This is a genomic window from Micromonospora sp. DT46, from assembly GCF_049841735.1.
GTDB classification, from domain to species: Bacteria; Actinomycetota; Actinomycetes; order Mycobacteriales; family Micromonosporaceae; genus Micromonospora; species Micromonospora reichwaldensis.
The window spans coordinates 238,613-253,847 of record NZ_JBNCKW010000005.1; the positions used below are offsets into that span (position 1 = coordinate 238,613).

At 75.3% G+C, this 15,235-nt stretch carries 10 protein-coding genes; 3 read left to right on the plus strand and 7 right to left on the minus strand.

Features of this window, described 5'->3' with window-relative positions; genetic code table 11:
- The first annotated feature begins 533 nt into the window (after positions 1-533).
- From ACLQ20_RS15390 to ACLQ20_RS15400, 3 genes are read left to right on the plus strand one after another with little or no spacing between them, the layout of a single operon-like run.
- Positions 534-1,589: an AAA family ATPase gene (locus ACLQ20_RS15390; protein ID WP_151455428.1), complete on the plus strand. Its 1,056-nt coding sequence runs from the start codon at positions 534-536 to the stop codon at positions 1,587-1,589.
- 1 nt (position 1,590) lies between these two features.
- Entirely contained in the window at positions 1,591-2,889 is a 1,299-nt protein-coding gene (locus ACLQ20_RS15395) for a DUF58 domain-containing protein (protein WP_151455427.1), read from the plus strand.
- A 16-nt stretch (positions 2,890-2,905) separates the two neighbouring features.
- Complete coding sequence (locus ACLQ20_RS15400; RefSeq protein WP_425856100.1) at positions 2,906-5,368, plus strand: transglutaminase TgpA family protein; 2,463 nt, start codon at positions 2,906-2,908, stop codon at positions 5,366-5,368.
- 370 nt (positions 5,369-5,738) lie between these two features.
- Here the strand turns inward: ACLQ20_RS15400 and ACLQ20_RS15405 are convergent, their stop codons facing one another.
- From ACLQ20_RS15405 to ACLQ20_RS15435, 7 genes are all read right to left on the minus strand, one after another.
- Entirely contained in the window at positions 5,739-6,134 is a 396-nt protein-coding gene (locus tag ACLQ20_RS15405; protein ID WP_132236265.1) for a DUF3040 domain-containing protein, read from the minus strand.
- A gap of 115 nt (positions 6,135-6,249) precedes the next feature.
- Positions 6,250-7,509 carry a DNA polymerase IV gene (locus tag ACLQ20_RS15410; RefSeq protein WP_151455425.1) on the minus strand — a complete coding sequence of 420 codons (1,260 nt, stop codon included), beginning with the start codon at positions 7,507-7,509 and terminating at the stop codon, positions 6,250-6,252.
- A gap of 51 nt (positions 7,510-7,560) precedes the next feature.
- Positions 7,561-8,742, minus strand: a complete 1,182-nt coding sequence (locus ACLQ20_RS15415) for an alkaline phosphatase family protein (protein WP_425856101.1) — start codon at positions 8,740-8,742, stop codon at positions 7,561-7,563.
- Complete coding sequence (locus ACLQ20_RS15420) at positions 8,739-9,503, minus strand: methyltransferase domain-containing protein (RefSeq protein ID WP_151455434.1); 765 nt, start codon at positions 9,501-9,503, stop codon at positions 8,739-8,741. Before ACLQ20_RS15420 ends, ACLQ20_RS15415 begins: the two co-directional genes overlap by 4 nt.
- Before the next feature lie 57 nt (positions 9,504-9,560).
- Complete coding sequence (locus ACLQ20_RS15425; protein ID WP_192581451.1) at positions 9,561-9,734, minus strand: hypothetical protein; 174 nt, start codon at positions 9,732-9,734, stop codon at positions 9,561-9,563.
- 99 nt (positions 9,735-9,833) lie between these two features.
- A complete protein-coding gene (locus ACLQ20_RS15430) occupies positions 9,834-13,325 on the minus strand; it encodes an error-prone DNA polymerase (protein WP_425856103.1) in 3,492 nt (1,163 codons plus the stop codon).
- Positions 13,326-13,664: 339 nt separating this feature from the next.
- Positions 13,665-15,227 carry a DNA polymerase Y family protein gene (locus ACLQ20_RS15435; RefSeq protein ID WP_425856105.1) on the minus strand — a complete coding sequence of 521 codons (1,563 nt, stop codon included), beginning with the start codon at positions 15,225-15,227 and terminating at the stop codon, positions 13,665-13,667.
- Between the last annotated feature and the right edge of the window lie 8 nt (positions 15,228-15,235).

The following is a 15,235-nucleotide window of genomic DNA, read 5'->3' on the forward strand; positions in this document are numbered from 1 at the left end:
TGGGTGCTGACCTCGCTCGGCGCGGTCATGTCGGTCTGGCTCGGGTCTGTCCGCCGCCGGCGCCGCGCCGCCCGAGGGCCGGCGCCGGTGCCGGGTGCCGATCGCCGGGGCGTCCGGCGGAGGGCACAAAAAAGCCCCTCGCGCAGGAGGGGCCGCCGTGCTGTCGCGCGTCAGCGCATCAGCACGGCCCGGTAAGAAGCAGGAAGAATCCGGCCATGCCCGGGAGTGTACCCCGCCGTCCGGTCCCGCACGTCGCCCGCCGCCACGGGTCGGGACGGCGACCCCGGACGTACGCGCCGCGGCAGCCCTTTGTGATCATCAACGGCACCGAGAGCGACGGTCCGATCCCCCGACCCGGCGAATGTTCGGTGCGTAACCGACCGTCTACCTGCGGGGGTCGGCGACGGCGACAAACATGGTTAGCCTGAGAGACCAGTGAGATTTCTGCGGCAGACGAGGCTCGGCGTCGCGAACCCTACGGCGGGTCCAGCTGCTCTATACAGAGCTGCCGTCCGGCGACGAGGAGGAGGCCCGTGACACAACAGACCAGGGACGAGGTGGGCGGCGTGTTGCCGCACGACGAGTTCCGTGCCGCCAGCGAAGCCATCGTGTCGAACATCGAGCAGGTCATCGAGGGCAAGACCGCCACCGTGCGGCTCGCCCTGGCCGTCCTGCTCGCCGAGGGCCACCTGCTCATCGAGGACGTGCCCGGGGTCGGCAAGACCAAGCTCGCCAAGGCCATGGCCCGGTCGATCGACTGCTCCGTGCGCCGCATCCAGTTCACCCCCGACCTGCTGCCCAGCGACGTCACGGGGGTCAGCGTCTACAACCAGGAGACGCACGACTTCGAGTTCCGCCCCGGTGCGGTCTTCGCCAACCTGGTCGTCGGCGACGAGATCAACCGCGCCTCGCCGAAGACGCAGTCGGCGCTGCTGGAGTGCATGGAGGAGCGCCAGGTCACCGTCGACGGCGTCACCTACCACCTCCAGACGCCGTTCATGGTCGTCGCGACCCAGAACCCGATCGAGATGGAGGGCACCTATCCCCTCCCCGAGGCGCAGCGCGACCGGTTCACCGCCCGCATCGCGATGGGCTACCCGGACCCGAGCGCCGAGCTGGCGATGCTCGACGGGCACGGCGCGACGGACCCGCTGGACGAGCTGCGTCCGGTCGCCGACGCCAACACCGTGCGGCAGCTGATCGGCCACGTCCGGCAGGTGCACGTCGCCGACGCCGTCAAGCAGTACGCGATCGACCTGGTCACCGCCACCCGCGAGGCCGCCGACCTGCGGCTGGGCGCCTCCCCGCGGGCGACCCTCCAGCTCCTGCGCACCGCCCGCGCGGTGGCCGCCCTGGAGGGGCGCGACTACGTCCTGCCCGACGACCTCCAGGTGCTGGCCGTGCCGGTGCTCGCGCACCGGATCATCCCCACCGCCGACGCCCAGCTCGCCCGGCGTACGACCGACGCGATCGTCTCCGAGCTGGTGCACCGGCTGCCGCTGCCGCACGACCGCGGGCGCTCCCCGTACGACACCCGCCCCACGGGCGAGGGCAACGGCCGAGCCACGTACGAGCCGCGGAGGCGGTGACGTGCGCGACGGGCTGCGCGGGCTGACCACCCGCGGCCGTTCGTTCCTGGCGGCCGCGGTCGCGGCGGCGGTCTCGGCCGGCATCCTCGGCGAGAAGGACCTGCTCCGGGTGGCCGTGCTGCTGGCCATCCTGCCGCTGCTCGCCGCGGCCTACGTCGGGCGCAGCCGCTACAAGCTGGCCTGCAACCGGTCGCTGGACCCGCACCGGGTGCCCGTCGGGGCCAGCTCCCGGGTGGTGCTGCGGTTGCAGAACATGTCCCGCCTGCCCACCGGCACCCTGCTGTTGGAGGACCGGCTGCCGTACGCGCTGGGCAGCCGGCCCCGGGTGGTGCTGGAGCGGCTCGGCGCCCACCAGGCCAGCTCGGTGGCCTACACGGTGCGCGCCGACGTGCGTGGCCGCTACGAGGTGGGCCCGCTGGTGGTCCGGATGACCGACCCGTTCGGATTGTGCGAGCTGAGCCGCGCCTTCCCGAGCACCGATCATCTGACCGTCATCCCGCAGGTCACGCCGCTGCCCTCGGTGCGCCTGCCCGGCGAGTACGCCGGCAGCGGCGACAGTCGGGCCCGCTCGGTGGCGGTGCACGGCGAGGACGACGCCGCCACCCGGGAGTACCGGATGGGCGACGACCTGCGCCGGGTGCACTGGAAGTCCACCGCCCGCACCGGCGAGCTGATGGTGCGCCGGGAGGAACAGCCCTGGGAGAGCCGGGCCACCGTCGTGCTGGACACCCGCGCGTACGGCCACCGCGGCGACGGGCCGACGGCCTCCTTCGAGTGGGCGGTCTCCGCCGCGGCCAGCATCGCGGTGCACCTGCGGCAGGCTGGCTACAAGCTGCGTCTGGTCACGGGTTCCGGCGCGGACGTGGACGCGTCCGAGGCGGCCGGCGACGGGGTGCTCCTCGACCACCTCGCCGAGGTCCGGCTCGACAAGAACGGTGAGCTCACCACCCTGGTGCAGCGGGTCCGGCAACGGGCGGACGGCGGCCTGATCATCGGCCTCTTCGGCTCGGTGAGCACGGCCGAGGCCGAGCTACTGGCCGGGCTGCGGGGCAACGGGGCCACCTGCGTCGGTTTCCTGCTCGACAGCTCCACCTGGCTCAACCTGCCCGCCAAGGCCCGGGCCGAGGCCGACCACGCCCACGGCGCCGCCGCGCTGGCCATGTTGCAGAGCGGCTGGCGGGTCATCGGCGTCGACCACGGCACGCAGTTGCCCGCGCTGTGGCCGCAGGCGGCCCGCGGCTCGCAGGGCTTCGCGCTGCGGGCGGCCATGGCCGAGACGGTGGCCGGCGGCATGCGATGAACGGAAGGGTCCCCTCATGATCGCCCACCGGAACCTGGGCTTCGTGGCCGCCGCGGCGACACTGCTCGCCGCCGCGCCGCTGTCGGCCATCTTCGAACGCTGGACGTGGCTGATCCAGGCGACGATCGCGGTGGCCGTGGTCGCCGCCGTGGCCGCGCTCGCCCGGCTGGCGCGGGTTCCGCTCTGGGGCCAGGCGCTGGGCATGCTGGCCGGCCTGACGCTGGCCCTGACCTGGCTCTTCCCCGGCGGCACCGAACTGCTGGGCATCGTGCCCACCCCGTCGACCTTCACGCACTTCGGCGAGCTGCTCGACGGCTCGCTGGAGGACATGCGCTCGTACGGCGTCAAGGTCCCCGACACCGACCCGCTGCTGTTCGTCACGGTGCTCGGGATCGGCGGGGTGGCCGTGGTGGTCGACGTGCTCACCGTCGGGTTGCGCCGGCCGGCGCTGGCCGGTCTGCCGATGCTGGCGATCTACTCGGTGCCCGTCGCGGTCTACGTGGACAGCGTCCCGGCGGTGCCGTTCGTCGTCGGCGCCGTCGGGTTCCTCTGGCTGCTGGTGACCGACAACGTCGACCGGGTCCGCCGGTTCGGCCGGCGGTTCACCGGCGACGGGCGGGACGTCGACGTCTGGGAGGCCTCGCCGCTGGCCGCCGCCGGCCGGCGGCTGGCGGCGGTGGGTGTGGCCCTGGCCGTGGTGCTGCCGCTGGCCGTGCCGGGGATGACGGGCGGGCTGCTGGACACGCTGGGCGGTTCGGGCAACGGCAACGGCAACGGGCGCTCCGGGCAGGGCGGCACCGGCCGGATCGACCTGTTCGCGGCGTTGAGCGGGCAGCTCAACCAGTCCGAGGTCGCCGACCTGGTCAAGGTCACCACGAACGAGCCCCGCCCCTTCTACCTGCGCTTCGGCGTGGCCGACAAGCTCACGCCGAGCGGCTTCCGCGAGGGCACCCCCACGGGCCGGCCCGTCGACGACCTGCCGGCGCCGTCCGCGCGGGGCGTCGAGCAGCGGACGTACCAGGCCACGGTCGAGGTGACGAAGACCCTCAACATGCCGCTGCTGCCGGTCTACACCGAACCGGTGCGCTCCGAGGGCCTCAACGGCAACTGGGCGTACGACCCCAGCCTCCAGGTGGTCTTCTCCCACCGGGACAACTCGCGCGACAAGCGCTACTCGTTCGAGTACGTTCGCTCGGCCTACACACCGGCGGCCCTGCGCCGGTCGTCGCCGCTGCCGGCCGACCACGCCGTGCGGCGCCTGCATCCCGCGCCGCCGCCGGTGCCCGAGGTCGAGGAGCTGGTCTCCACCCTGGTACGGGGCAAGGACACCGAGTACGACAAGGTCCGTGCGATCTACGACCACTTCTCCGCGGACAACGGCTTCACCTACTCGCTCAGCACCAAGGGCGGCACCAGCGGGCGGGAGATCGTCGACTTCCTGGACAACAAGGTCGGCTTCTGCCAGCAGTACGCCGCCGCGATGACGTGGCTGGTCCGGGCCGCCGGCGTCCCGGCGCGGGTGGCGTTCGGCTTCGCCAACGGCAGCAACTCCGGCGACGGCACGTACACGTTGACCAACCGGAACCTGCACGCCTGGACGGAGGTCTACTTCAACGAGGTCGGTTGGGTGCCCTTCGACCCGACCCCGGCGTACGGCGTGCAGGGCTCGACCCGGTCGGCCTGGGCGCCGGACATCGACGCCCCGGAGGCGGAGACGCCGACCGCAGGCCCGACGAGTGCCCCCGGCGACGTCGACCCGTCGGCCGGCCCGGCGGGGCCGGAGGGCCCCGAGGAGGACATCGACTCCGGCCTGGCCCTCGACGGCACGGCCCCGACCGACCAGGCTCCGGTCTGGCCCTGGTACGCCGCCGCGGCGGTGCTGGCCCTGCTCGCTCTGCTCGCCCTGCCGGCGCTGCGCCGCACGGCACTGCGCCGCAAGCGCAGCGGCCCGGCGAAACCGGCCGCGGCGGCGGTGCGCCCCGGGGCCACCGGCGACGCGCCCGCCGACGGGCGACGCATGGTGGTGGTGGCGGACGCGGAGCGGGCGCGGGCGGACGCGCACGCCGCCTGGGACGAACTGCTGGACACGCTTGTGGACTACCGGGTCCGGGTGGACCGGACGGAGACCCCCCGGGCGACCGCCGACCGGCTGTCCCGGGAGGCGCTCACGGCCGACGCGGGGGCGACCACGGCGGTACGCCTGCTCGGCCGCGCCGAGGAACGCGCCCGCTACGCCCGCGATCCGCTGACCGGCGAGCAGCTCCTGCCGGCCCTGCGCACCGTACGGGCCGCGCTGGCCGCACAGACCGACCGGCGTACCCGCCTGGTGGCGGCGGTGCTGCCGCCGTCGGTGCTGCTGCGCTGGCGCACGGGCACGGCCGAGGCGTCGTCCCGGCTGGTGGCGGCGGGCGGTCGGGCCCGGCACCGGTTGCTGCGCTGGAACCCGCGTCGCCTGCTGGCCGGCCGCATGGCCCGCTGACCGACGGACGAACGGGCCGGTAGGGGCACCCGCCCCGCCGGCCCGTCGCGTTCGCGGGGCCGCCGTCGCGGCACGGGCCTAAATCGGCGAGCGTTCCAGGTTCTCCAGGTCCGCTATGCCGGGTGCCGGGCCGTCACGGCGCGATACCCCCGGGGGTCGGGCCGTCGGGCCGCCAGCCGACGGCCGTCAGGCCGACCGGCGTCACGGCCGTCAGGGCCGACCGGGCTCAGGGCCGACGGGGCCGGCCGGATGCCGGACATCGGGAGATGCGGAGGATGCACGCCCCGGGGCGTGCGGAATCGTCGGTGGCCGCCGGGCGTCCCGGCGGCCGACTGTTTGTCGCGCGGCCCGCCTCAGGGGCGGGCCGGGCTCAGCGGTGCCCCTCCGGGCGCTGCCGCCACCGGTCCTCCATCCGGTCCAGGATCGAGGGCCGACGACCCGACCGGCCGCGGGGGCGACGACGACTCGTCGTCCCGCCCACGACGTGCAGGTCCGGTGACTGCCCCCGACGGTGCGACTGCACCGCGAACGCGGCCGAGGCCAGCATGACGACGAAACCCGCCACTGCCAGCGGCGGAAGCTTGATCACCGCGCCATAGACCAACAGGGCCAGCCCAGCGATGATCACGCCGGCAGCGACGAGCAGGCGACGCCGCGCGTGGAAGCGCGGATCGCTGGCGCGCACGGCCGAGGCGAATTTGGGGTCCTCGGCAAGCGACCGCTCGATCTGCTCGAACAGCCGCTGCTCGTGCTCCGAGAGCGGCACGGCACTCCTCCCCGGTCACGTTGGTCGGCCCGGTCGGGCCGACAGACCGTGGCAGCCAACCGGCTGCTTACCCGCAAGTCTACGAGGGCCCTCGCGCGTCGGAAAGCGGGACGACCTACGGCCGGGGTGGATTTTCATTTCGTCGCCCCTCGCGGACCCCGAGCAGACTGGCCGGACCTATGACGGACCGCCCGAAACGGGCAGCGGCGGCGTCAGCTGCGGCCTCCGCCTCCCGCCAGCCCCGCTCGGGCGCACCGAGGGTGAGCTGCCGTGGGGTCTCCCGCGCGGCGGCGAGCCCCTCGACCCGTACGCCGACCAGACGGACCGGCTCAACCGGGTCGAGCGCGGTGTAGAGCGCCCAGACGGTGTCGAAGATCTCCCTGGCGACGTCGGTCGGCACGCCCGTCGTGCGGGAGCGGCTGACGGTGCGGAAATCGGTCAGCCGCACCTTGAGCGACACGGTGCGCCCGACCTGCCCGGCCCGGCGCAGCCGGATGCCGACCTTCTCGGCGAGGGCGAGCAGCGCCCGGCGGATCTCCAGCGGGTCGGTGACGTCCACGTCGAAGGTCACCTCGGCGCCGATCGACTTCTCCGCCTGCTCGGGGCTGACCCGGCGCTGGTCGCGCCCCCAGGCCAGCTCGTGCAGGTGGGCGGCGGACGCGTCGCCGAGCGCCTTGCGCAGCATGCCGACCGGGGCCTCGGCGAGATCGCCGATCGTGGCCAGGCCCAGCCGCCGCAGCGTCTCGGTGGACCGCTCTCCCACGCCCCACAGCGCCGACACCGGCAGCGGGTGCAGGAACTCGAGCACCCGGGTGGCCGGGACGACGAGCAGGCCGTCGGGCTTGGCGCGGGTCGAGCCGAGCTTGGCCACGAACTTGCTCGGCGCGACGCCGACGGAACAGCTCAGCCCTTGCTCCCCCGCGACCCGCTCGCGGATGCGCCGGGCGATGGCGGCCGGCGGGCCGAAGAGCCGCCGGGCGCCGGCCACGTCGAGGAACGCCTCGTCCAGGGAGAGCGGCTCGACCAGGGGGGTGACGTCCCGGAAGATCTGCATCACCGCGGCGGAGGCCGCCGAGTACTGCGTGAAGTCCGGCGGCAGGTAGACCGCGTGCGGGCAGAGCGCCCGGGCCCGGGCGGTGGGCATGGCGCTGCGTACGCCGTAGCGCCGGGCCTCGTAGCTGGCGGAGCTCACCACCCCGCGCGGGCCGGTCCCGCCGACCACGACGGGCCGACCGCGCAGCTCCGGCCGGCGACGGACCTCGACCGAGGCGAAGAAGGCGTCCATGTCGACGTGCAGGATCGGGCAGCCGGAATCGTCGGCGTCCGGCCCGAACCGGGGATCGCCACCCCGGGGCAACGACTGGCTGCGGCCCATCCCCGCAGGCTAGCCCGGACCTGCGACATCTCCGCCCGGCGGGCCGGCGCGTCAGCCGCGTACGACCAGCAGCGGGATCGCCATCTCGGCCGCCGTGTCCGCCCCGTGGTACGCCACCAGCCGGGAGACCGCCGGCGGCTCGGAGCGGGAGGCGGTCACCGCGTACGTGCCGTTGCAGATCACCACCACGTCGCCGATGCGCGCCAGGTGTTCCTCCGCCACCGGACCGAACCAGCCGGCGGCCACCACCTCGTCGCGGGTACGCACCCGGGCCGCGTCGCCGAGCACCGCCGACCAGGAGGCCACCACGTCGTCCACGGCGCCGGGGGTGACGTGCAGGTAGCGGACCCGCGGCTCCCCGGCGACCACCTCCAGCCCGGCGCGCAGCCGGGGGTCGGTGTCCAGGTCGAAGCGGTCTTCGGCCGGCACGTCGAGCTGGCCGTGGTCGGCGGTGACCAGCAGCGCGGCGTCGGGCGGCAGCCCGTCGACGAGCCGGGCCAGCAGCCGGTCCACCTCGGCGGCGGCGATCCGCCAGGGCGCCGAGTCGACACCGCTGAGGTGGCCGTGCCGGTCCAGGTCGGGGTGGTAGCCGGAGACCAGGGTGGGCCCCGGCCCGGCGGTCAGGGCGGTGAGCATCCGTTCGGCGAGCGCGTCGACGCCGGCCGCGCCGCGGTAGTCGCCGCCCCGGTTGGCGGCCAGCGTCAGCCCGCTGCCGCCGAACTCCGGCCGGCTCACCACGGTCACCGCGACCCCGGCGGCGCGGGCCCGCTCCAGCTGGGTACGCACCGGCTGCCAGCGCAGCGGCGCCGGATCGGCCGCCCACTCGATGTGGTTGAGCACCCGGTCGGTCCCCGGCACCCGCACCGTGAACCCGAGTACGCCGTGCGCGCCGGGCGCGGCGCCGGTGCCCAGCGTCACCAGGCTGGTCGGCGTGGTCGACGGGAAGCCGGAGGTCAGCTGCCGCCCGACGGTGGCGGCGAGCCCCACCAGGGTCGGCGCGTACGGGGCGGCGGTCGGGATCTGGTGCCAGCCGAGGCCGTCGACGAGCAGCACCGCGATCCGGCGTACCCCGGGCAGCGCGGCCCGCAGCCCGAGCGGGTCGGTGGCGCCGGGCACGTCGAGCACGGCGAGCGCGGACGGCAGGACGTCGGCGAGGCTGGCGTCGCCGTAGCGCGGCCCGACGATCTCCAGCGTGGGCGCGGGCGGGCGCGGCGGGCGGGGCGGGTCGGTCACGGGCGGCGGGCGAACAGGTGCAGCTGGGCGGCGAGGTCCCGCCAGGGCGCCCGCGCGGCGAGCGCCCGCTCCAACTCGACCAGGGCGGCGGGCTGGCCGTCGGCGACGGCGGCGGGGAGCAGGTCGGCGAGCACGCGTACGCCGTGGATCTGCTCGACCGCAAGCCCGGCGGCGGTGAGCAGCGCGGCGGCGCCGTCGGCGTCGTAGCGCCGGCGCAGGGTGTCCCGGGTGCCGGCGGTGCCGGCCGGATCGGCGGCCAGCGCGGCGGCGACGTCCAGGTGCCCGTTCATGGCCCGGCCGAGCACGGCGGCGGCCCGGCCGGCGACGAGCACGCTCGCGGCGCCGCCCGGCCGCAGCGCGGCGGCCAACGCCGCCACCACCGCCGCGGGATCGTCGACGACCTCCAGCACGGCGTGGCAGAGCACCAGGTCGGCGCTGCCCGGCTCGACCAGGCCGGCGAGCGCGTCGCCGTCGCCCTGCACGGCGCGGACCCGCTCGGCCACGCCGGCCTCCGCGGCCCGGCGGGTCAGTGCGGCGAGCGCGTCGGGACTGGCGTCGACCACGGTGACCCGGTGCCCGGCCTGGGCCAGCGGCACGGCGAAGCCGCCCGTGCCGCCGCCGACGTCGAGCACGGTCAGCGCGGTGCCGGCGCGGCGCTCCAGCTCGGCGCGCAGCACCGACCAGATCACGGCGGTACGGGGGGTCAGCGGCGGCCCGGCGAGCCGGCCTGGGGTCTGCTCCACCCGGTCGAGCCTAGTCACCCGGTCCAGCCGCACCGCGCCGCACCTGTGGCGGCCCGGCCTGCTCCGGGTGGGAGATCAGGACTCGCCGGCTGCGGCGTCGTCCTCGGCCCGCGACCGCAGGGCGTTGGCCACCGGGCCCTCGACGATCTCGTACTCGCGCGGCTCCGTGTGGTGGCTCGGGGTCCAACCGGCGCCGAGCCGGGTCCGCCGGGAGTTCGCCACCCCACCGCTACGGTCGTTGTTTCCCATGATCGTTCGTCCCCCTCGTGCTCGCGCGGGCCACTCTGCCCACGCGAGCTGGAGTGTCCCTCCATCCGGCGCGGAAAACCGTAATGTGGATCACTGCCGTCAGCGGAAGTCGCGCGAGGGCGGACTGACCGGGGGCTCGATGGCGTCCAGCCGGTCGGCGGTGAGGTTGATCACTCCCTCGTGCCGCTGCAACCGCCCCCGCACCACCAGCGCGGCGCTCGTGCGGGCCACCCGCCGGTAGCGCTGCCACAGGCCCGGGGAGCAGGTGACGTTGAGCATCCCCGTCTCGTCCTCCAGGTTGAGGAAGGTGACCCCGCCGGCGGTCGCGGGCCGCTGCCGGTGGGTGACGATCCCGCCGACCCGGATGCGTCGCCCCGGCTCCACCCCGCCGAGCCGGGCGATCGGCACCGCGCCGAGCGCGTCGAGCCGGGGGCGGATGAAGCTCGCCGGGTGGCTCTCCGGCGACAACCCGGTCGCCCAGACGTCGGCGACCAGCCGTTCCACCGCCTCCATCCCGGGCAGGGTGGGCGCGGTCGCGCCGGTCACCGTGCCCGGCAGCCGGCCCGGCCGGTCCTGGGCCGCCGCGCCGGCGGCCCAGAGGGCCTGCCGCCGGGACAGCCCGAAACAGGCGAAGGCGTCCGCGGTGGCCAGCGCCTCCAGCTGCGCGGCGGTGAGACCCACGCGCCGGGCCAGGTCCGGCATGTCGCGGTACGGCCCGCGCGCCGCCCGCTCCGCCTCGATCCGCTCGGCCACCCCGTCGCCGAGGGTACGCACGCCGGAGAGCCCGAGCCGGACGGCGGGCCCGTCCAGCCCCCAGGCGTGCGGCGGCTCCCCCGGCGCGCTGCCCCACCGGGTCCGCGGGGTGGACTCCAGCACCGCCAGCGCGCCGCTGGCGTTGATGTCCGGCCGACGCACCTCCACCCCGTGCCGGCGGGCGTCGTCGACAAGCGTCTGCGGCGAGTAGAAGCCCATCGGCTGGGCGTTGAGCAGCGCGGCCAGGAACGGCCCCGGGTGGTAGCGCTTGAGCCAGGAGCTGGCGTAGACCAGGTAGGCGAAGCTCATCGCGTGGCTCTCCGGGAAGCCGTAGCTGGCGAACGCGGAGAGCTTGTGGAAGACGTCGTCGGCCAGCTCGCCGGTGATGCCCCGCTCGGCCATGCCCGCGTAGAGCCGGTCGGCGATGCGGGCCATCCGCTCGGCGGAGCGCTTGGCGCCCATCGCCCGGCGCAGCTGGTCGGCCCCCGCCGCGTCGAAGCCGGCCAGGTCGATGGCGAGCTGCATCAACTGCTCCTGGAACAGCGGTACGCCGAGGGTCTTCTCCAGCGCGTTGCGCATCAGCGGGTGCGGGTAGGTCACCGGCTCCTGGCCGTTCTTGCGCCGGATGTACGGGTGCACCGAGCCGCCCTGGATCGGGCCGGGCCGGATCAGCGCCACCTCGACCACCAGGTCGTAGAACTCGCGGGGCTTCAGCCGGGGCAGGGTGGCCATCTGCGCGCGGCTCTCCACCTGGAACACCCCGACCGAGTCGGCCCGGCAGAGCATGTCGTAGACCTCGGGGTCGTCCAGCGTCATGTCCCCGAGGTCCAGGCTCATCCCGATCATGTCGTAGCCGTAGTGCAGCGCGGAGAGCATGCCGAGCCCGAGCAGGTCGAACTTGACCAGGCCGACGGCGGCGCAGTCGTCCTTGTCCCACTGGAGCACGCTGCGGCCCGGCATCCGCCCCCACTCCACCGGACACACCTCGATCACCGGCCGGTCGCAGATCACCATGCCGCCGGAGTGGATGCCCAGGTGCCGGGGAAACGTCTGCAACTCGTTGGCGTACGCGACCACCTGCTCGGGGATGTCCGCCACGTCGACCGGGGCCACGGAGCCCCAGCGGTCGATCTGCTTGCTCCAGGCGTCCTGTTGGCCAGGCGAGAACCCGAACGCCTTGGCCACGTCCCGCACCGCCGAGCGGGGCCGGTAGGAGATGACGTTGGCCACCTGCGCGGCGTGCTCCCGGCCGTACCGGGCGTAGACGTGCTGGATCACCTCCTCCCGGCGGTCGGACTCGATGTCCACGTCGATGTCGGGCGGGCCGTCGCGCTCCGGGGCGAGGAAGCGCTCGAAGAGCAGCCGGTGCCGGACGGCGTCCACGTTGGTGATCCGCAGCGCGTAGCAGACCGCCGAGTTGGCCGCCGAGCCCCGCCCCTGGCAGTAGATGTCCTGCTCGCGGCAGAACGTGACGATGTCGTAGACCACCAGGAAGTAGCCGGGGAAGCCCAGCTCCTCGATCATGTTCAGCTCGTGGTCGAGCTGCGCGTACGCCCTGGGGTGCGCCTCGGGCGGGCCGTAGCGCTCGCGGGCGCCGGCGTGGGTCAGGTGGCGCAGCCAGCTCATCTCGGTGTGCCCCGGCGGCACCGGGTACGCCGGCAACCGCGGCGCGACGAGCTGGAGGTCGAAGGCGAGTTCGGCCCCGAACTCGGCGGCCCGGGCCACCGCACCCGGGTACGCGGCGAACCGGGCCGCCATCTCGGCGCCGCTTCTCAGGTGGGCGGTGCCGGCCGCGGGCAGCCAGCCGTCGATCTCGTCCAGGCTGCGCCGGGCCCGGACGGCCGCGACGGTGGTGGCCAGCCGCCGCCGGCCCGGGGTGGCGTAGTGCACGTTGTTGGTGGCCACCGTGGGCAGGCCGGCCGCCGCCGCCAGCTCGGCGAGCGCGTCGTTGCGGTCGGCGTCCACCGGGTGCCCGTGGTCGGTCAGCTCCACCGCCACCGTCTCCGCACCGAACAGGGCGGTCAGCCGGTCCAGCTCGCGGGCCGCCGCGTCCACCCCCTCGGTGAGCAGCGCCGACGGCACGTGCCCCTTGCGGCAGCCGGTGAGCACCAGCACGTGGTCGCGCAACTCGGCGGCGATCTCCTCCAGCTCGCCGTAGACCGGGCGGCCCTTCTCCCCGCCGCGCAGCTGGGCGCGGGCGATGGTCGAGGCGAGCCGGGCGTACCCCTCGTGGCCGTGGGCGAGCAGCAGCAGGTGCCGCCCGAGCGGGTCGGGCTCGCCGTTCTGCGGCCCGGGCAGGCCCAGGGAGAGTTCGGCGCCGAAGATCGTCGGCAGGTGCAGCGCGCGGGCCGCCTCGGCGAAGCGCACCACCCCGTAGAAGCCGTCATGGTCGGTGACGGCGAGCGCGGTGAGGCCCAGCCGGGCCGCCTCCTCGGCCAGTTCCTCCGGGTGGCTGGCACCGTCGAGGAAACTGAAGTTGGTGTGCGCGTGCAACTCGGCGTACGGCACCGCGTCGTCGGGGCGGGCCACCTCGGGCGGCTGGTAGTGCTCCCGCTTGCGGCTCCAGGCGGGAGAGTCGCCGCCGTCGGCGTCCACGGCCAACGGGTCGACCACGTGCAGGTGCCGCTCGTCGCGCACCCGGCTGCCCTCCCCGACCCGCCCCTCCCCCGGCCCGCCCGCACCCCCTCGTTCCGCCTCCGACCGGCCCGTACCCGCTCGGCCCGTACCCGTCCGCCCCGCACCCGGCCGACCCGCGCCCGATCGGCCGGTGCCGGATTCCCGACCGGAGAGCACACGCTCCAACTCCGACCAGGGCAGCTTCGGGTTGTGGAAGCTCATCAGAGCTCCTCCGGGCGGGCAGCCGAAGAAATCTTGGCGAGTTTGAGCCCCTGGAGGGGCCGAAACTCACCAAGATCCGAGAGCCTGCGTCCGGCGGTCCCGTCAACGGGGCAACTCGACAGCGTCGGCGGGACGGCTGGCGAAGCCTCACGCTGGCCGAACCGACCCGCCGGCAGGGGATCGGACCGCCCGGACCGAGCCGTCGGCAGGGGTTCAACACGCCCGGACCGAGCCGCCAGCAAGACTCCACGCCGGCCGAGCCGCCCCGTTGGCAGGGCGTCGGGGCGAGCGGGGCGGTGAGGGCGGGGCGGGGGCCGGTCGATGACCGCGGGCAGGCGCTCAGTCATAGATCGCCTCCACCAGCCACCGCCCGGCCTCGACGGCGAGCAGCAGGGCCGTACCGTCGGCCAGGCAGACCTGGAACCGGGCCCGGCGGCGGGCCTCGGACGGCGCCCACCAGCGCTCGTCGACCGGCCAGGGGCCGGCCCAGCCGACGATCTCGACCGGCCGGGCGGCGCCCACGGTCAGCCGGGCCGGCTCGGCGCTGACCTGGAGCCGCGCGCTGACCTCGACCGGTGTGCCGGCGGCGTCGTGCACGACCGCGGCGAGCGGGTCGGGCAGCACCACGGCCGGTGCTGGTGGCGGCAGGCGGCCCGGCCACGGCGGCGGGACGGGCCGGGCCGGAAGGCGTTCGTCGCCCCACGGCACCAGGCGCACCTGGTCGGCCGGTGAGCGCCCGCCGCCGAGCACCGCGGTGACGACCGCCTCGGGGCCGAGGATGCCCTGCACCCGGCTCAACGCCCGGTGCGCCCGCTCCCGCTCCTCGCCGGTCTCCCCCCACAGGCCGGGTTGCAGGCCGGCCTGTGGGACCACCCCGTCCGGGACCAGCCGCAGCCGGATGATGCCCGCCGTCGGGCGGGTCGGGCGGGTGCCGGCCCGGCCGGTGCTGCCGGACAGCCAGCCGTCGAGTTGCCAGCGCACCCGGTCGGCGATGGCCGCGGCGGTGAGCAGCCCGTCGTGCCGCCAGACCCGGTGCAGTTCCTGGCCGTGCGCGGTGACCGCCTCGATGCCGAGACGGGTGCAGGCCAGCCCGTGCGCGGCGAGCCGGTCGTGCAGCCGTTCGGCCAGTGCCCGGGCGGCGAAGGCCGCCGCGTCGACCCGGTCGAGCGGCTCGTCGTGGTCGGCGGTGACCGCGAGGTCGACCGGGGGTTGCCAGACTGCGAGTGGACGGTGGTCCCGCCCGGCCGCCAGCCGGTGTGCCAACGCACCGTCGAAGCCGAACCGGGCCAGCACGTCGCCGGCGGGCAGCGCGGCGAAGTCGCCCAGGGTGCGTACGCCGAGCCGGCGCAGCAGGTCGGCCAGGGCCGGGCGGCCGAGCGCCTCGACCGGCAGGTCGGCGAGGAACCCCGGTGCCCCGCCGGGCGGAACGACCCGTCCGTCGCGGGCGGCCAGCCCGGCGGCGAAGACCCCGTCGGCGATGCCGACCTGGCTCTCCACCGCGCAGGCCTGGGCGACGTGCTCGACGATCCGCTCGGCGGCCACCTCCTCGCCCCCGAGGTAGCGGCTCGGCCCTCTGGCCGCCACCGCGCACGCGCCGGGGCGTACCACCTCGACGCCGGCGACCAGTTCCTCGACGGCGGCGACCACCGGTTCGAACGCCCGAGCGTCCCGCCCAGGGTCGTACTCGACGGCGGTGAGCTGGGGGCATCGGCCCTGGGCCTCACGTTTGCGCAGCCCTCGGCGCACCCCTTCGGCGCGGGCCCGCTCGGAGCAGGCGACCACCCGGTTGGCGTGCAGCACGGCGACCGGGTCGGTGGCCGGCACCCCGTCGACGATCTCCGCGGCGAGCACCGGCCAGTCCGGGCACCAGAGCAGCAGGGTCCGCACGGGCGCGGCGGTCACGTCGGACC